Annotated in this window: 13 protein-coding genes and 2 tRNA genes; 7 read left to right on the forward strand and 8 right to left on the reverse strand. The window is 63.5% G+C overall.

Features of this window, described 5'->3' with window-relative positions; genetic code table 11:
• Nucleotides 1-60: 60 nt before the first annotated feature.
• A complete protein-coding gene (locus tag J7I92_RS04525; RefSeq protein WP_214837828.1) occupies nt 61-1,212 on the reverse strand; it encodes a tyrosine-type recombinase/integrase in 1,152 nt (383 codons plus the stop codon).
• A 535-nt stretch (nt 1,213-1,747) separates the two neighbouring features.
• Between J7I92_RS04525 and J7I92_RS04530 the strand changes: the two genes are divergently transcribed.
• Entirely contained in the window at nt 1,748-1,945 is a 198-nt protein-coding gene (locus J7I92_RS04530) for an AlpA family transcriptional regulator (RefSeq protein ID WP_214837831.1), read from the forward strand.
• Between the two features lie 1,193 nt (nt 1,946-3,138).
• Nucleotides 3,139-3,834 (forward strand): hypothetical protein, encoded by a 696-nt coding sequence (locus J7I92_RS04535; protein ID WP_214837834.1) that lies wholly within the window; start codon nt 3,139-3,141, stop codon nt 3,832-3,834.
• 138 nt (nt 3,835-3,972) lie between these two features.
• Here J7I92_RS04535 and J7I92_RS04540 read toward each other — a convergent pair whose 3' ends face one another.
• Nucleotides 3,973-5,127: a TIR domain-containing protein gene (locus J7I92_RS04540; protein WP_214837837.1), complete on the reverse strand. Its 1,155-nt coding sequence runs from the start codon at nt 5,125-5,127 to the stop codon at nt 3,973-3,975.
• A gap of 112 nt (nt 5,128-5,239) precedes the next feature.
• On the opposite strand from J7I92_RS04540, the gene J7I92_RS04545 reads away from it, so the two are divergent.
• Nucleotides 5,240-5,908 carry a recombinase family protein gene (locus tag J7I92_RS04545; protein WP_214837840.1) on the forward strand — a complete coding sequence of 223 codons (669 nt, stop codon included), beginning with the start codon at nt 5,240-5,242 and terminating at the stop codon, nt 5,906-5,908.
• Nucleotides 5,909-6,079: 171 nt separating this feature from the next.
• Here J7I92_RS04545 and J7I92_RS04550 read toward each other — a convergent pair.
• Both J7I92_RS04550 and J7I92_RS04555 read right to left on the reverse strand, forming a co-directional pair.
• Nucleotides 6,080-6,153, reverse strand: a tRNA-Met gene (locus tag J7I92_RS04550).
• A gap of 61 nt (nt 6,154-6,214) precedes the next feature.
• Nucleotides 6,215-6,286 (reverse strand) — tRNA-Thr (locus J7I92_RS04555).
• 313 nt (nt 6,287-6,599) lie between these two features.
• On the opposite strand from J7I92_RS04555, the gene J7I92_RS04560 reads away from it, so the two are divergent.
• Entirely contained in the window at nt 6,600-7,766 is a 1,167-nt protein-coding gene (locus J7I92_RS04560; RefSeq protein ID WP_214837843.1) for a cytochrome P450, read from the forward strand.
• Between the two features lie 113 nt (nt 7,767-7,879).
• Here J7I92_RS04560 and J7I92_RS04565 read toward each other — a convergent pair whose 3' ends face one another.
• The 4 genes from J7I92_RS04565 to J7I92_RS04580 form a co-directional block, all read right to left on the reverse strand.
• Nucleotides 7,880-10,030 carry a DEAD/DEAH box helicase gene (locus J7I92_RS04565; protein WP_214837846.1) on the reverse strand — a complete coding sequence of 717 codons (2,151 nt, stop codon included), beginning with the start codon at nt 10,028-10,030 and terminating at the stop codon, nt 7,880-7,882.
• A gap of 399 nt (nt 10,031-10,429) precedes the next feature.
• Complete coding sequence (locus J7I92_RS04570) at nt 10,430-11,086, reverse strand: MOSC domain-containing protein (protein ID WP_214837849.1); 657 nt, start codon at nt 11,084-11,086, stop codon at nt 10,430-10,432.
• 52 nt (nt 11,087-11,138) lie between these two features.
• Nucleotides 11,139-11,813 (reverse strand): response regulator, encoded by a 675-nt coding sequence (locus J7I92_RS04575; RefSeq protein WP_214837852.1) that lies wholly within the window; start codon nt 11,811-11,813, stop codon nt 11,139-11,141.
• Nucleotides 11,810-13,453, reverse strand: coding sequence for a DUF4118 domain-containing protein (locus J7I92_RS04580; protein WP_214837855.1), 1,644 nt, complete (start codon nt 13,451-13,453; stop codon nt 11,810-11,812). Before J7I92_RS04580 ends, J7I92_RS04575 begins: the two co-directional genes overlap by 4 nt.
• A 175-nt stretch (nt 13,454-13,628) precedes the next feature.
• Between J7I92_RS04580 and J7I92_RS04585 the strand changes: the two genes are divergently transcribed.
• The 3 genes from J7I92_RS04585 to J7I92_RS04595 are packed head-to-tail and all read left to right on the forward strand — an operon-like array spanning nt 13,629 to nt 17,061.
• Nucleotides 13,629-14,354, forward strand: a complete 726-nt coding sequence (locus J7I92_RS04585; RefSeq protein ID WP_214837859.1) for a Tat pathway signal protein — start codon at nt 13,629-13,631, stop codon at nt 14,352-14,354.
• Nucleotides 14,355-14,356: 2 nt separating this feature from the next.
• Nucleotides 14,357-15,574: a glutathionylspermidine synthase family protein gene (locus J7I92_RS04590; protein WP_214837862.1), complete on the forward strand. Its 1,218-nt coding sequence runs from the start codon at nt 14,357-14,359 to the stop codon at nt 15,572-15,574.
• A complete protein-coding gene (locus J7I92_RS04595) occupies nt 15,571-17,061 on the forward strand; it encodes an APC family permease (protein ID WP_214837866.1) in 1,491 nt (496 codons plus the stop codon). Before J7I92_RS04590 ends, J7I92_RS04595 begins: the two co-directional genes overlap by 4 nt.
• The last annotated feature ends 13 nt before the right edge of the window (nt 17,062-17,074 follow it).

Below are 17,074 nucleotides of genomic sequence, written 5' to 3' on the forward strand. Positions count from 1 at the left end.
TCACAAGGATATTTAGACATAACGTAGCCAGTTTGTAGCCACGACCTTTTTCGTAGCCACTCACGTGGCTACTGCCGGGGCAGTCAGCAAGGCGTCCACGGCCCGCGCCGAGGCGTGCACGTCGTGAGCCAAGAGCTGCGTGTAGACATCCAGCGTCGTCACTGCCGAGCTGTGGCCCGCAATCTGCTGGACAACTTTCACATGCTGTCCAGTGCTTATCGCCAGCGTGACGGCGGTACGCCGCAAGTCGTGAAAAACCATGGAGGGGAATTTCGGATCTAGCGTTTGGCATCGCTCCACTGCTGGATGGAATACCCGGCGTGCAAAGTTGGATGACCTCAATTCAGTACCGGACGGCGACGTGAAGACCAGGGCATCGGCAGATGCGCCCTTGACGTGCGCCTCAAGGTCTACCGCGACAGAGGCAGGAATCGGGACAGTGCGGGGCTTGCGCCCCTTGGTCGTCTCCCTAAACTCCAGCCGCCCATCCACAGGCACAAGGGTTGTCCGCACTTCGACTTGCGCCTCGTCGGCGTCCAACGAAAGAGCGCCAACCTTGAGGCCCGAGACCTCGGACCATCTAAGCCCCGTGGTGCCAGCAAAACGGATCAGAAGCCCGTAGGCGTCGTGTGACGCCTTCTCATAGCGACCGCCTGCTGCGGCCTGCTCCGCGAGCTTCATTAGCTGCGGGGCGGTCAATGCGGCAGGTTCCCTGACGGGGGCTGGTGTAGGCACGTTATTGATCGTGGCATTACGGGCTGGATTAGCGGCGAGGTAGCCGCTATCCACTGCGAATTGAAGCATCCGGCCAAGCTGTCGATACGCCCTGCGGCGGGCGTCGTCCGTGTCGAAGGTTGTCAGCCATTCGTTGATCACGGGCAGCGTGACGCTGGCCAACGTGCGGTGCTCAAGGTGGGGCCTCATGTGCTTTTCGTATACGCGCCGATAACCGGCGACCGTTACGGGCGACGTGGGCCGCTGACCCCGTGCGCCCACACGCTCTATCCGATCAAGCCACGCTAGGTAGTGATCATGAAACCTGATCTTGCCACCCTTGCGGGTGTCGATTAGCGTACCTCCGGCCTTGGCTGTGTTGATCTGCAACTCGTGCGCCAAAGCCTCAGTTTTGGTCCTGAACTGCTTGTAGGTGCGCTTGCCATCCACGCGATAGTCGTGTCGCCACTTCCCGTTTTCAAGTTTGTTGATTGCCATCCCCACACAGTAGCCATAAAATCGTAAGCTCGCGAAATAGCGGCATGCAGGGGTGCGACACGCCCGCCCATCTCGCGACACGGGGGGTGCTCATCGCCGGGCGAGCACAACGCGATATGGATCCTGTGGCGCAAAATCGCTGGAATCCGGGGGATTCACTGGAGCTCTGCCTGTGGATTAACGGTGCATTAAATGACATACTTGTAATACATCGCATTTAGTGCTAGGGAGCGCCTTGCACTACATGTAGGATTAGCAGAGCTTGACAGGGAACAGTGAGTGCGCTAGGCGAGGAACGCCAGCGCCCCTGACTCCCCGTTGTAGTTACCGATCAGGATCACTGGTCAGGATTCCGTCCTCCTAAGTTAGTTCCGCAGCCCCCTTTATCCGGCGCGGTGCTTGGGAGCCATCCGAATCCCAGCGTCCCCACCATCACGCGCCCTCTGTAGGGCGCTCCATCAGCACTGCCGCATGCCCCATTAGGCATAGGCCCTTAGTACCGGAGTTTTGTTTGCACTCGTCCACCATCATGCCCATGGTCGTCCAAGCGCGGGAGGTTACCGCGTCCATCTACCTGAGCCGCCGCGAGGCGTCTCAGTACATGTGCGTTAGTGAAAAGTTCCTAGCCACGCATCTGTCGGACGGCCCCAAGCGCATGCGCATCGGGTCCAAGATCATCTATCGCCTCTCGGATATTGAGGACTGGATGCGCCAGCAGGAAGTAAGCCGGTGATCAGGGTCCGCTTCGCTAGGGCTACGCGGCCCGCAAGTGGAGGCCACAACCCCAGTAGCCCTAATCATGCAACGGCACCTCCGAGCAGTGGCAGTGGGCAGGAATCCCCGCTAGCACTGGGGAGCTGGCCACGTTCCGGGCCAGAAACAGTGCAAGTTTCTTGGACACGTTTCTTGGACAAGATCGGCGGCAAATGGGCAGACCAAAAACCCTGAGCAAATGCAAAATCAAGGGCTGCGGCAAGGATGCCGCCAGCCGTGATAGGTGCTGGACCCATTACAAGCAATGGGACCGGGCATACGGCCACCTGCGTTGTCACTGGCCCGGTTGCCGCACACACCAGGACGACGGCGGACGACGGATGAACGGCGTCTTTTTGTGTAGACGCCACGAACACGAGCACCTACGGATCACGCAACAGGCACTAGCCCTGAACCTTGAGCGCTTGGGCCACGGCCTCACTGCCGATGCCAATGGCTGTTGGCTGTGGCATGGACCGGCCAACGATGGCGGTTACGGGCTGTTTGTTCCCGAGGGTGCGAACACTGCCAAGTGGTACGCGCACCGCGTTGCGTGGGGCCTACTCATCGGCGGTCACAGGCCCGGCCTTGAGTTGGACCACCGAACATGCAAACGCCGTAACTGTGTGAACCCGCTCCATCTGGAGCCGGTCACCACAAGCACCAACCAAAGGCGAAAGCGAATCGGCCCTGAATGGGCATGGATCAATCCAGACGCCGCTGCCTCCCCCAACATCCATGAGTTTGCCGAGCGCCACGGCTTACCCATGCCAGACCATGGCGCACCAACCACAATCAGAAAGACCCGATGCACGACGCCCCCGAAACTCTCAGCCAAGCCCGAGAGTTTGACAAGACCAACGCCCACTATCGCCGCCTAGGACTTTGCAGCCGCTGTGCACCACAAGCGGCGGACGGCCACGCCATTGGATTCAGCGCCGTACACCAGCCATGTTCCCCGTGCCTGCCGCTGATCTCTCGTTTTCCAAAGCAGGAGGTGAACCAGTGGCGTAGCCATGGCCGCCGATCTGTACGGACGCCATCCGCTGGCATGCCGGTGATCACCTCCCCCGCGCGGATTTGAGGGTGGAGACAGCGTCTCCCCCTCCCGGCACCCCAGCACAGCCCTTACCACCCTCAAACACCCCTACCAGTTTCCAAGGAGAAACACAGATGAGCACCACCAAGAACACCGCCAAGAACACCGCCGCTATCAAGGCGGCGGAGCAGGCCATCACCGAGGCCGAGGCCAAGCACGCGGCGTTGCTGGCCGAGTCCACCGCCGCCGAGGAAAACGTGACCAAGGCGCAGGCCGAGCTTCACCGGATCGAGCAGTGCATTGCCAACGATGACCCGAAAGCCGGTTTGGAGGAACTGACCAAGACGGATACTGAGTTGCGTTTCCACAAGCTCCAAGCGAAAGCCAAGGCACGTGCCGCCCGCTTTGCTGGCGGTGCTGTTGCCACCGCACGAACCGCGCTCATCCTGGCGCGTCTCGAAGCTGGAGAGTATGGCATTGCCGCCGACAAGCTGACCGCCGAGGCCGAAGCCCTCGCCTCCAAGATTGCCGGACTTCTGCAGGATTACGCCGCGAAGTGCGACGCCCACAATGCGGGCAGGCTGCGACTCCTGGCCGACGCCAAGGAGTCCGACGCGGTAAACGACCAGGGCACCGGCAACCCCGCCTCTTCTCTGGCCCATGGCCACGAGGAACGGAACCACCGCAAGCCCTTCTGGATCGAGGTTGATGGCGAGCTCGTGGCAAGTGACATCGGCACCGAATACAGGCTGGGCCGGGTGCAGGAGCGGGCCAAGCTCATCGTTGAACATCACGAAAAGCTAGCAGCAAACGTTATCCAGTTCTTCTAGGCCAAGCGGGAGACAAGGCGGGGCTTTGCGGCCCCGCCTTTCCGCATTTACTCGGCTTTTTATCCTGTAAAAAATGCCGGCGGCTAAGACCAGCGGGGGCGGCGGGAAAATCGCCAAGGGGTCCCTCCCCCTCCCCTACTAGTTCGCTGGGACCAAGTCAGGCGCAGGCTGCATGAATCCAGCCTCATCCACTAGGCGCGCCCATTCATCAATGACGCTCTGACCATCCGCGATACTCTTCATCCCGGCATCGAACCGCTTGAACGAGGGGCGGAGGTCCCTGCTGTAGTTCGCGTAGCTTCTGGCCATTGCCCCGACAGTTGACACGGTGGCCGATGTCGAAGCTGACGTTGCCGCCATCTCCTTGATCGACGCAAACTGTGTGCGCGCAGTTTCTGCCGCGTCTGATCCAGGCTCCGCAAGCTTTGAGACTTCGATCATTGCCCTAACCATTGGATCGATAGTCATGAGGCGGCTGATGTATTCGGCACCTCGTTCTTCAAGCGCGACTGTCGTCGGTTCTAGCTTCTTCGCCATGTTCCGAAACACGAGAATTCGCTGAGCGAAGGGCTTATCGCTTACTTCGCTGAGGTCCGAAGCACCTTCGTTCATAATGGCGGTAAAGTCTTGGAGGAGCGGAGGAATACTATTTACGGTCTCAAGCCATTCCTCTGATACTGGTTGAAAATCCGCGATCAGGTCCAGAAGGCCAGGGGCGTCTTCGTTCTCTTCCGTCTCTTCGTGGACCTCGGAGTAATGCGTGACGGCGTCCGTCGAAGGCCGTGACTCAACGAGTTCGGACAGTTCTTTGAGGCGCAAGGCGAGCTTGTTAACCGCTCGCCGGTACATGGGACCGTCCTCATCCTCAAATCGAAGGGCTTCCCAGTCCTCAAACTGTGTCGAGGCAACCAAAGCCTTGATGTCGTCCGTGCTGTCTTCTTTCAAATCTGGCACAGGGATGTAGCGGATGGCGAGTATGTATTCCGACACGCCAAGCGACTTCGCTGTGTTGACGAACGTCAAGAACTCCTTGCGGCACTCCTTGCTGTCAATGAAGTTTGGAGTAATTACGGGGATGTAGAAAGTGGTCGTCTGTAGCGATTCACTAATCCGGCCCCGCCACTGCTGGCCCCAGGAGAGACTCGTGCGGTCGACAAAAATTTCCAACTCCTGCGTCGTAAGAGCTTGATACTCAAGACGAATCTTCTCCGCTAGGCGTGTGACGCGACCTCCGTCTGCTTTGTCGTCCAAATGCGCATATCCCCAAAATCCTGCATTGCTTGTATCAGTCATGGGGCCCAGTGTATGTAGCTCACCACCGTTTTCCCTTTAGGCACTCACCCTTTAATCAAACGATTAGCAGATTAGTCATACAGCAAGGGTTCCCTTGTTGTATGATCGAGCTATGACCACCACCGAAACACCACTCCAGATACTGGGCTATGTCCGCGTGTCCACGGACAAGCAGGACATCGGCCCAGAGGTACAGATTGACGAGCTGCGGGCCGAAGCCAAGCGCATGGGCTATGAGCTCCACATCGTGCGCGAGGACGCCGCCAGCGCCGCCACAGTGGCTAAGCGCCCCCTCATGGTGCAAGCGCTGGCCGATATGAAAGCTGGCAAGTACCACGGACTCATGGTGTCCAAGCTGGACCGGCTCAGCCGCAACATGGAGGACGGCACGCGGCTACTGGCAGACTCCCAACGGCAGGGCTGGCGGATCATCTGTCTTGACCTGGGCGTGGATACTGCCAGCATCATGGGCGCTGGCATGTACAACATGGCGCTCAACTTTGCTGAGATTGAGCGCAAGTTCATAGGCAAGCGGACCAAGGACGCCATGGCAAAGCTTGGCGAGACCAAGCACATGGGCCGCAAGCGGCAACTTCCGGCTGAGACAGTGGAGCGGATCAAGGCGGCACGAGCCAGCGGTGCCAGCATGGCGAAGATCGCCGCCGCTCTGAATGAGGATGACGTGCCCACGTCACAAGGCGGGGCAAAGTGGTACGCCTCCAGCGTGAAAGCCGTACTGGACAGCACCGCGCGGGAATCCTTGCAGGGATTCACCGCCTGAACCGGGGCAGCTGAGGCCTCAAGGCGAAGTAGCCAGTAGCCATTTAGTAGCCACCACTCAGAGAAGTGGATAGTTTTTGGGGGAATGCAGGAGACTCCCGATCTGTCAAGCATTTTCTTTTGAGCAATGAAAAACCCCCGGAATCTCAAGGAATCCGGGGGTCTTTCTATGTAGCGGTGGGGAGGCTCGATCTCCCGACCTCACGATTATGAGTCGTGCGCTCTAACCAACTGAGCTACACCGCCACGAATGAGAAAAACCTGCATCAAGCCGGTCAAAACCGCCTTGACACAGGCCCTCATTCAGAGCCCCCCACCGGAATCGATCCGGTGACCTCGTTCTTACCAAGAACGCGCTCTACCACTGAGCTAGGGGGGCAACGAGTAAATACTCTACCGGAAGATTCCGCTCCCAACAAATCGGCGGCAGGGCGGCTTCGGAAAGTAGGACCACGAGCCGGAAAGTGCCCCGGAAGTGCGGAAAAGCGCGGAAATCCAAGGGCGCCGTAGCCACCGGGGACCGCCGCCGAGGGCAGCAGCATCCGGCTCGAGTAAGCGATGTGACGATGAACATACTGCTGACTGCGGGAGGCTTGCACGCTAGGCTCAGGGTCTGACCGCCCGCTTGGGCCCAAACCGCCCGGACGCTTCGACCAGGGCCGAAAAACGCCGGCTGAGCAGAGAGGCCAGCCATGGACTTCCTATCGGATGCTGAACCTGCGCTGAATCCGTTCCCGCAGTACGAAAGGATGCGGGCAGCTGCTCCCGTCTTCCGTGATGAGCAGTCCGGGAGCTGGCATGTCTTCCGGTATGACGACGTGCAGCGCGTGCTCTCCGAACATGCGACGTTGTCCTCCAGGATGGGCGGCGACGACCCATCGGAGACAGGCCAGCTGTTCGCGGCGAGCCTGATCACGACTGATCCGCCCCGGCACCGGCAACTGCGTTCCCTGGTGACGCAGGCGTTCACCCCCAAGGCAGTCGATGCACTGGCTCCACGCTTCGCAACACTGACGGAGGAACTGCTGGACCGGATCGCTCCCACCGGAACAGCCGACCTCATCGAGGAGTTGGCGTACCCCCTGCCGGTGATCGTGATAGCGGAACTCATGGGCGTGCCCGCCGAGGACCGGGACCGCTTCAAGCTCTGGTCCGATGTCATCGTGAGCCAGACACGGACCGGAGCGGAGAACGCCGACCACCGCGCCACCAACCGGGAAATGACCGAGTACTTCCTGGCCCTGATCGAACACCGTAGACGCGAGCCCGGAAATGACCTGATCAGCAACTTGCTGGCAGCCGAGATCGAAGGCCGGAAACTGAACGTGGCGGAGCTCCTGGGCTTCTGCAGCCTCCTGCTCGTCGCCGGGAATGAAACAACCACCAACCTGATCGGCAACGCGGTCCTGAGCTTCACGGAAACTCCGGGAACAATCGAACGGCTCCTCACCGAGCCGTCCCTCCTCCCCCAGGCGATTGAGGAAGTACTGCGCTACCGTTCTCCGGTCCAGTCCATGTACCGGGTGGCCGCTGCCGGTACGAAGGTTGGCGACACCGAGATCCCGGTAGGCTCCCCGCTGGTGGCCTGGATCGGGTCGGCGAACCGCGACGAACGGCAGTTCGAACGTCCGGATCAGTTCGATATGGACCGCGGACCGACACGGCATCTTGCCTTCGGCCACGGCATCCACTTCTGTCTCGGCGCCCCGTTGGCACGGCTCGAAGCGAAGATCGCGTTGGAAGCGGTCCTGCGCCGCCTGCCCGGCCTGGCCGTTACGCCGGGAGCCAGCCTCCGGCGAATGCAAAGCACCATCGTCTACGGGGTCAGGGAACTGCCTGTCAGCTGGCAGGGAACCTGACGCCCTGCCGCATCCCCCAACGCAGGAAGGCTCCGTCCGAATATTCGGACGGAGCCTTCCTTATTTCAGCATCACTGCAGCATCACTGTTGGAGCATCACTGCTGCGGAGTGGTTACCACTTGCCCTTGCGGTTGAAATCGCGGTGTCCGCCTTCGTTGCCGTGGCGGGGCTTGCGTGCTCCGTCGCCGTGGCCGCCGAAGCGGGAATCGCTGGCCTGGCCGCGGCTGGCGCCGCTGTCGGCGCCGAAGCTGCGCTCGGAACGCTCGCTGTACGAACGGCCGCCGCGGTCAGCGGAGGACCGCTCGCCGTCGTTCTTGCGGAATTCCTTCTTGAACCCGCCGCTACCCTTGAAGTTGCCGCCGCGGTCTCCGCCACGGTTGCCCTGGTAACCGCCACGCTCACCGCCGCCGGACGGCTTCCGGCCGTTGTCCAGCTCGAGGTGGATCAGCTCGCCGCCGATCCTGGTGCGGGACAGGGCGCGCAGCTGGTCGGCGCTCAGGTCCGCCGGGAGCTCCACGAGGGAGTGGTCCGAGCGGATGTCGATGCCGCCGATCTGGGCCGAGGAGATGCCACCTTCGTTGGCAATGGCGCCCACGATGGAGCCCGGCATGACGCGCTGGCGGCGTCCGACGGCGATCCGGTAGGTGGCGTTGCCCTCGGTCAGCGTACGGGTCGGGCCGCGTGAGCCGAAGCCGTCCTTGGCGCGTTCGCGCTTCTGGAACTCAGGAGCAGCGGGCAGTTCCTTGACCAGGAGCGGCTGTCCGCCCTGAGCCATAACGGCCAGTGCCGCAGCGATCTCCGCGGCGGGAACGTTGTGCTCTTCCTCGTAGGAGGCGATGAGATCGCGGAAGGCCGAGACGTCCTCGGACTCCAGGGTCTCCGTGATCTTTTCCGCGAACTTGCCGAGGCGCAGCGTGTTCACGGTCTCGGCGGTGGGCAGGTGCATCTGCTCCACCGGCTGGCGCGTGGCCTTCTCGATTGAGCGCAACAGGTACTTCTCCCGCGGCGTCATGAACAGGATTGCGTCGCCGGAACGGCCTGCACGCCCGGTGCGGCCGATGCGGTGCACGTAGGACTCGGTGTCGTGCGGGATGTCGTAGTTGATGACGTGGCTGATGCGTTCCACGTCAAGGCCACGGGCCGCGACGTCGGTGGCAACCAGGATGTCGATGCGGCCTTCCTTCAGCGCGTCCACAGTGCGTTCGCGCTGCTGCTGCGGGATGTCGCCGTTGATGGCGGCAGCCTGGAAACCGCGGGACTTCAGCTTGTCGGCGAGGTCCTCGGTGGCCATCTTGGTGCGCACGAAGGCGATGACGCCGTCGAACTCTTCAACCTCAAGGATGCGGGTCAGCGCGTCGAGCTTGTGCGGGACCATGACCTGCAGGTAGCGCTGCTTGGTGTTCGCACCGGTGGTGGTCTTGGACTTCACCGAGATCTCGGCGGGGTTGTTCAGGTACTGCTTGGACATCCGGCGGATCTGGCTCGGCATGGTGGCCGAGAACAGTGCAACCTGGCGGTCCGAGGGGGTCTGCTGGAAGATCTGCTCTACGTCTTCGGCGAAGCCCATGCGGAGCATTTCGTCGGCCTCATCCAGCACCAGGTACTGGAGTTCGGACAGGTCCAGGGAACCCTTGGCGATGTGGTCGATGACACGGCCGGGGGTGCCGACAACAACCTGGGCGCCGCGGCGAAGTCCGGCCAGCTGCGGGCCGTAGGCAGAGCCGCCGTAGACGGGGAGGACGGTGAAGTCATCGATGTGCTTGGCGTAGGACGTGAACGCCTCGGCAACCTGCAGGGCCAGCTCGCGGGTCGGAGCAAGGACCAGGGCCTGCGTCTTGCGGGACGGGCCGTTGAGGTCGTGGAGCTCGGCCAGGCGGGACAGTGCCGGTACTGCGAATGCTGCAGTCTTACCGGTTCCGGTCTGGGCCAGGCCCACGACGTCGCGGCCTTCGAGCAGCAGCGGGATGGTTGCTGCCTGGATGGGGGAAGGCTTCTCGTACCCGACGTCCTGCAGCGCGGCAAGAACGCGGGGATCGATGCCAAGGTCGGCGAACTTAGCGCCTTCTTCTTCGGCTTCTTCAGCCTTCGGGGCCACAGCAGGTGCTTCTTCAGCCTTCGGCGCCTCGGCAGGTGCCTCTGCAGCTGCGGGGGCCTCGGTGAATTCGGGGGCGGAACCGGCTGCGGGAGCGGCGGTTTCGGCAGACTCGACGGCGGTCTCGGCGACGGGAGTCTCGGTGGTGGCGTCGTTGTGATTTTCGGGCATAGGGAAGTTTTCCTCATCCATAGGGGGCCAAGCGGCACAACCCGAGGTGAGCGGAGCCGCAGTACATGTGCCGTTTGGACGCCGGGCAGACATTGACCGGCCGGTCACGTAGAAGTCCGGCGCTTTCGCAATCCCGTGGCAGGACTTCCCGCTGCATCTCTTGGCTGCTATCCCAGCAGTCTGTACAGCGTTTTCTTTAGCCGGCTCTCCCTATGAAAATGCCCGCATCACAGTTGCGGGCCCCAACACTTACCAGTCCTGCCTCAAAAATTGGGCAGGAATAAGGGATTTCCGGAGTGGGGGATATTTCAAGTGTAGGGCAAAGACCCAGCCCGAGGGTAATTGAACGTCCGACGGCGGCGGTGAGCTTGCGCACACGGCCCGCCGGGCAGCGGGCTTCTACCGCCCCAGCCGCCTCAGCAGGGCCTCAAACTTCGTGTCGAACTCCGGTTGCTGGAGCCGGATCTCACCGTCCGCGTCCGCGTCACGCAGCGCTTCCATGTCCTCGATGGTGGGCTCGCTGAACCACTTGCCGACGGTCACCCCGTGGGAGGGAACGAACAGCCGGTGGACATGGTCGCCGGCCTGGATCGTCCCGGTCTTGATGACGCGGAGGTAAGCGCCCACGCGCCCGGCCTGGGTGAATCGCTTGACCCACTGGGCCTCGTCCATGCGGCGCTGGAACGTGGCGCACGGAACGCGGGGCGACGTCACCTCGACTTCGACGTCAAGGCCGATCCTCCAGCGTTCGCCGATCACCGCTGTGGTGGTTCCGATGCGGGCCACCCGCAGGTTCTCACCGAAGACCCCGGGAGGGAGCTCCCGCTGCAGTTCACCCACCCAGTAATCGGCATCGGCCTCCGAGTATGCATACAGCGCCTGGTCCAGGCCGCCATGGTGGATGCGGCTGGCCTGGATGTCGCCGTGAAGCCCCAGCCGGTGAACCTTGACCGGGCCCTCCACCGCGCGCTTGTCAATGGCGGTGACGCCCACGCTCCCCTCGTCACGCAGAAGCTGGTGTACCCGGCAAACGGCAAGCACAGATGCGGTGTCCATGGCACCAGTCTAGGTTCTCCGTTCCAGGCTCCTTGGCGGAACGAGTCCGGCGTCAGGGATCGAAGCGGTACCCCATGCCTGCTTCGGTGTGCAGGTGGCGCGGCTTGGCCGGGTCCTGTTCAAGTTTGCGCCTCAGCTGCGCCAGGTACACGCGAAGGTATTGCGTCTCCTTCGCGTACGCCTGGCCCCACACCTGGGTGAGCAGTTGCTGCTGGCTGACCAGCTTCCCGGCGTTGCGGACCAGCAACTCGAGGATGTTCCATTCCGTCGGGGTGAGGCGGATGTCCTGCCCGTCCCGGACCACCTTCCGGGCCGCAAGGTCGACTACGAAGTCCGCCGTTTCCACCGTGGGCGCCTCCCGCATGCCCGGCGAGCGCCGTGAGGCGGCGCGCAGCCGGGCGAGGAGTTCATCGAGGCCGAAGGGCTTCGTCACGTAGTCGTCCGCGCCGGCGTCGAGGGCTTCCACTTTGTCCTCTGAGGAGTGGCGGGCGGAGAGCACGATGATGGGCACGGAGCTCCAGCCGCGGATCCCGCGGATCACGTCCGTTCCGTCCATGTCCGGCAGTCCCAGATCGAGCACGACGATGTCCACGGGGTGCTGGGCGGCCAGCTTCAGGCCGTCCGCGCCAAATCCCGCCGTGATTGCCTGGTAGCCGTGGGCGCGGAGGTTGATCTGCATGGCCCGGGCCAGCCGCGCCTCGTCTTCGATGATCAGCACCAGTGTCACGGCAGCGGACCTTCCCACAGCGGCAGGGTGACCACCATCGTGAGCCCGCCGCCCGGCGTCGGCTCCGCTGCCAGGACGCCGCCCATGGCTTCGGTGAAGCCGTTCGCAACGGCCAGGCCCAGACCGATCCCCACGTTGTGGCCACCGTCTGTCCGCTGGGCATCGTTGAGCCGCTGGAACGGCCGGAACATGTCCAGCACTGCGGCCGGAGCCACACCGGAACCATGGTCCACCACCCGGAGTTCGCTGGCGGGCCTGCCGGCCAGCGCGATCCCCTCCCCGGCGCGCGCGGTCAGCACCACATCGGCGTCTGGCGCGTATTTCAGCGCATTCTCCACCAGGTTGGCCACAACCCTCTCCAGCATGCCGGCGTCGGCCTCCACTCGGGGCAGGTTGGCAGGCAGCGCCACCCGGATCCGCTCCGCCGGCAGCCCCCTCAGCGCATCCGGCAGCACCTCGGCCCATCCCAGTCCGCCCAGGAACGGGTTGACGGAATCAGCCGTGATCCGGGACATGTCCAGGAGGTTGCCGATGAGGTGGTCCAGACGGTCCGCCGAATCCTCGATGGTGGCAAGCAGTTCGCCCTCATCCTCCGGGGAAAACTGCACCTCCTGCTGGCGGAGGCTGCTGACCGCCAGCTTGATGCCGGCCAGCGGAGTCCGCAGGTCGTGGCTGACGGCCCGCAGGATCGACGTGCGCATCTTGTTGCCTTCGGAGAGACGCTGGTTGTCCTGCATGCTCGCCGCCAGTTGCCGGCGCTCCAGGATGGCCACCAGGAATGCGCCGAAAGCGGCCAGCATCCGCTGGTGCTGACCGGTGAAGTGCTGGCCCGCCGGCGGCCCGCCGTTGATCAGCACCGTGTAGCGGGAATCGACGACAACGGCATGGTCGGCTGCCGCGTGGGTTACCGGCGGGCTGGTTCCGGCGCTGGCAACCACTGTCCATTCGGCAGGGCTCCCGGGCCCGTGGGGAGCCCGCCCCGGACTTCGGGGGCTGCCCGGCCCCGCGCCGCGCAGGCTGCCGGAAAAACCAGGGGTGCTGCCGGCCAGCAGAGTTACGGCTTCCACTCCCAGCCTGCTGCGGACCTTCTCCAGGAACGTCTCAAGGCTGCCGTCGGAGCTGAGGATCTGCAGCGAGAGTTCGCTCAGTGCCCTGGCTTCGGCCCCCGACCTCGCGGCTTCCTCCGCCCGGCGGGTTGCCAGGCCAACTGCGAGGGCCACGCTGCAGGCGACGGCCAGGAAGACCAGGAGCGTGAACAGGGTGGAGGGATCGGCGATGGACAGGGAACCCACCGGGTCGGCCGAGAAGTAGTTGAGCAGCGTTGTGCCTAGGACAGCTGCCACGACGGCGGGCCAGAATCCCCCGATGGCAGCCACCGCCACGGCCACGGCAAGATGCAGGAGCATGATGATGGCGAAGTTCCGGTATCCCGCCAGCGTCACCAGGACCTCCACGACGGGTGGCAAAAGCACCGCCAGGGCCATGCCGATGACGAAGCGGCTCCGTCCAATTCCCTGGAGCGCCGAGCGTGCGGTCCCGGGCCCGGCGGGGCCCGACCGGACGGTGGCTGCTTTTGCGGTGCCTGATCCAGCGGTGCCTGATCCAGCATCGCCTGGTCGGGCGGATCCAACTGCTGCCATGGCTCCATCTTGGCACGGGGAGTTCTCCTCCGTTTTTCGTTACCGGCACGTCCTGCCAGGCACTAGGCTGACTTCAGGATTTACGCGCCATGTTTTGCGGTGGGGGGTTTTGCCGTACAGCCTTGGCGCACGCGTGGCCGGTCACAGATTCAACATGGACAACCGAGGGGGACCCATGGACCCGCAGGACCCGATCCAGGATCCTTCGAAAGATCCGCAGAAGGATCCAAAGAAGGATCCGGACGACGCCCGTTCCCGGGAACAAGGCCAGGACAGCGGACCGGCGGGGCCCGCTGACCGCGGGGCGTCCAGGCCCGGCTGGATGACCGCGCCGGAGGACTTCACCCCGCAGCCGCACGATCCCGCGACGGGACAGGTGCCGCCTTGGCAGGTCCCGAAACCGGAGCTCCGGGACACCGGTGCAGGACCGGTTCCCACGCCCGGTCCCGGAACCGTGCCGGGCCCCATCATCGACCCCTTCGAACGTGAACGCGAGCGTGAGGCAGCGGCACGGAAGAAGCGCTCACAACGCCGTACCGTCGTCGTCGGCCTCGGTGTGACTGCCCTGCTGGCAGGGACCATCACTGCCATCGTGGCCAGCAATGAAGCGGAGGCCGATTACGCGCAGGTCTGCTTCAATGACGAAACCGGCGAGCGCGTCGAAGACACCCGGTGCGACAACAGCAGCAGCGCCGGGCGGAGCTCGGGAATCTACGCCTGGTACTTCTACTCCCGCGGTTCCAACGTCCCGGCCGTCGGGCAGAACCGCTCGCAGTACCCCAGCTTCACCAAGACCGTGCCGCAGGGAGCCAAGACGTCCACCGGCTACAGCACCAAGGGCGGCACGGTCAGCAGGGGCGGCTTCGGCAGCAGCTCCAAGGGCGGAAGCACGGGAGGCTAGGAGTGAAGAGACTGCAGGCGACCCCCAGGCCCGGCTGGAAGCAGAAGATCGAGGAACAGGGGCTGGTCTTTTCCACCACCACCATGCCGGACGGCAAAAAGATTGAGTACTGGAACGAATCCGCGTACTACGAATTCACCATGGACGAGGTGGAAGCCCTCGAAAAGACCGCAGAGGACATGCACCTGATGTGCCTCGAGGCAGCCGAATACTTGGCCACCGGTGCGATGGGCAGCATCGGAATCGGTCCGCAGGCGCTGGAACTTGCCGCGGAATCGCTGCAGGCCAGGGACATGGACATCTACGGACGCTTCGACTTCATTTATGACGGCCGGGGCGGCCCGGCCAAGATGCTCGAGTACAACGCGGACACGCCCACCGGACTGATCGAGGCGTCCGTGGCGCAGTGGTTCTGGCTGCAGGACGTGTTCCCGGAGAAGGACCAGTGGAACGGGATCCATGAAGCCCTGATCCGGCAGTGGAAGAAGCTTCAGTACCGCACCGGCATGAGCACCCTGCACATTGCCCATTCGGAAGCGGAGCAGTCCGGCGAGGACTGGATGACCGCCGCGTACATGCGGGACGTGGCAGGCCAGGGCGGCTGGACAACCATCGGGATCAACATGTCGGACATCGGCTGGGACCCCAACCTGCACCGCTTCGTGGACCTGGACAATTTCATGATCAGCACCATCTTCAAGCTGTATCCGTGGGAACTGATGATGAAGGAACCCTTCGGCCAGCGCCTGCTGCAGCGTGCCCACAATCCGCGCTGGGTGGAGCCGGCCTGGAAGATGCTGCTGTCCAACAAGGCACTTCTTGCGGCCCTGTGGCACCTTTACCCGGACCACCCGAACCTCCTGCCGGCGTACCTCAACGACCCCGGACCGCTGAAGGAATGGGTGGCCAAGCCCCTGCACGGCCGCGAAGGGGACAACATCAAGATCCACGCGGCCGGCATCAACATGGAGCAGCCGGGCGGCTACGGGCGCGAAGGCTGGTGCTATCAGCAGTTCCATCTGCTGCCCGACTTCGACGGGAACCACCCCGTCCTGGGCCTGTGGGTGGTGGACGGCGAGTCCGTGGGCTGCGGCATCCGCGAATCCGACGGCCCCATCACCGATTACTTCTGCCGGTTCGTCCCCAACACCATTGACGCTCCGGCACCTCTTTCAGCCCAGGCTTCGGCCTCCTCCAGCAAAGCAGGTATCGCACTATGAGCACAGGGACGTCGACGACGGGAGCGGAAGTTCCGTCGAAGGGACTGCGGGCCGGCATCCTGGACCTGGGCGACTCCGTCATGCTGGGGCTGGCTTCCACCGCACCCGTTTATTCGCTGGCGGCCACGCTTGGCCTGATAGTCGCAGTCAACGGCAATTACACGCCGCTGATCCTTCTCCTGGGTTTTGTGCCGGTGCTCTTCATCGCCTACGCCTTCCGGGAACTGAACAGCGTCATGCCGGACTGCGGCACCACCTTCATCTGGGCCCGCCGCACGTTTGGCCCGTGGGCAGGGTGGCTGGGCGGCTGGGGTGTTGCCCTGGCCGGCACCGTGGTGCTCGCCAACCTGGCGCAGGTGGCCGGGCAATACCTGTGGCTGCTGATCGGCGACGGTTCGCTGGCGGAAAACGACCTGGTGGTGACGGCCACCGGGGTGTTGTTCATCGTCTTCATGACCCTGGTGAACTACCGCGGCATCCGGCTGGGCGAACACGTCCAGCGGGTCCTGACCTACGTGCAGTATGTCTCGCTGGGCATTTTCGCGCTGGCGATCATATTCCGGATAGCGGGCGGGGCACCCGAGGGCCAGGCGTTCGATCTGGCGTGGTTCAACCCCGCAGGTGCCTTCGCCGATCCCGGGGCAGTGGTGCACGGGGCACTACTCGCTCTGTTCATTTACTGGGGCTGGGACACCTGCCTGGCCGTCAACGAGGAAACCGAGAACCCCGCCAAGACCCCGGGCCGCGGCGCCGTCATCTCCGCGTTCGTGCTCGTGGCCATCTACGTCTCGGTGGCCCTGCTGGTGATGATGTATGCCACCGTGGGCACGGACGGCATCGGCCTGGGCAACGAAGCCAACCAGGATGATGTGTTCCTGGCGATGAAGGACGTGGTGCTGGGTCCATGGGGGTGGCTGATCGTGGTGGCCGTGCTGGCGTCGGTGCTGTCCTCCACCCAGACCACGATCCTCCCCACCGCGCGCGGTACGCTGTCCATGGGTGTGCACGGCGCACTGCCCGCCAGGTTCGGCGAAGTCCACCCGCGTAATCAGACGCCCGGGTTCTCCACCCAGATCATGGGGGCCGCCTCCGTCGTGTATTACGTGGCCATGAGCTTCCTCAGCCAGAACCTGCTGTCCGACTCCATCAGCGCCATCAGCCTGTTCATTGCGTTCTACTATGCGCTGACCGGCTTCGCGTGCGTCTGGTTCTTCCGCGCCACCCTGCGTGAGTCCGCCCGCAACCTGTGGTTCCGCGGCCTCCTGCCGCTGCTCGGCGCGCTGATGCTGACGGCTGCGTTCTTCATCTCTGCGGTGCAGATGTGGGACCCGGCCTACGGGGACACCGAGATTTTCGGTGTGGGAGGTGCCTTTGTCAGCGGCGTGGTGCTGCTGGCGCTTGGTGTGGTGCTGGCCGTTGTGTGCCGTTTCGCCCCGGCGACGCGGGAGTACTTCCTGTCAGCCCGGGCGGTGCCGAGCAACCGGTAGGGGCAGCCCGTAG

The sequence above is a fragment of the Arthrobacter sp. ISL-72 genome (assembly GCF_018613755.1).
Taxonomy (GTDB): Bacteria; Actinomycetota; Actinomycetes; order Actinomycetales; family Micrococcaceae; genus Arthrobacter.

Excerpts from the sequence above, each read along its gene's own strand:
- J7I92_RS04525 (WP_214837828.1), bottom strand. The coding sequence starts at position 1,212 with ATGGCAATCAACAAACTTGAAAACGGGAAGTGGCGACACGACTATCGC.
- J7I92_RS04530 (WP_214837831.1), top strand. The coding sequence starts at position 1,748 with ATGGTCGTCCAAGCGCGGGAGGTTACCGCGTCCATCTACCTGAGCCGC.
- J7I92_RS04535 (WP_214837834.1), top strand. The coding sequence starts at position 3,139 with ATGAGCACCACCAAGAACACCGCCAAGAACACCGCCGCTATCAAGGCG.
- J7I92_RS04540 (WP_214837837.1), bottom strand. The coding sequence starts at position 5,127 with ATGACTGATACAAGCAATGCAGGATTTTGGGGATATGCGCATTTGGAC.
- J7I92_RS04545 (WP_214837840.1), top strand. The coding sequence starts at position 5,240 with ATGACCACCACCGAAACACCACTCCAGATACTGGGCTATGTCCGCGTG.
- J7I92_RS04560 (WP_214837843.1), top strand. The coding sequence starts at position 6,600 with ATGGACTTCCTATCGGATGCTGAACCTGCGCTGAATCCGTTCCCGCAG.
- J7I92_RS04565 (WP_214837846.1), bottom strand. The coding sequence starts at position 10,030 with ATGCCCGAAAATCACAACGACGCCACCACCGAGACTCCCGTCGCCGAG.
- J7I92_RS04570 (WP_214837849.1), bottom strand. The coding sequence starts at position 11,086 with ATGGACACCGCATCTGTGCTTGCCGTTTGCCGGGTACACCAGCTTCTG.
- J7I92_RS04580 (WP_214837855.1), bottom strand. The coding sequence starts at position 13,453 with ATGGCAGCAGTTGGATCCGCCCGACCAGGCGATGCTGGATCAGGCACC.
- J7I92_RS04585 (WP_214837859.1), top strand. The coding sequence starts at position 13,629 with ATGGACCCGCAGGACCCGATCCAGGATCCTTCGAAAGATCCGCAGAAG.
- J7I92_RS04595 (WP_214837866.1), top strand. The coding sequence starts at position 15,571 with ATGAGCACAGGGACGTCGACGACGGGAGCGGAAGTTCCGTCGAAGGGA.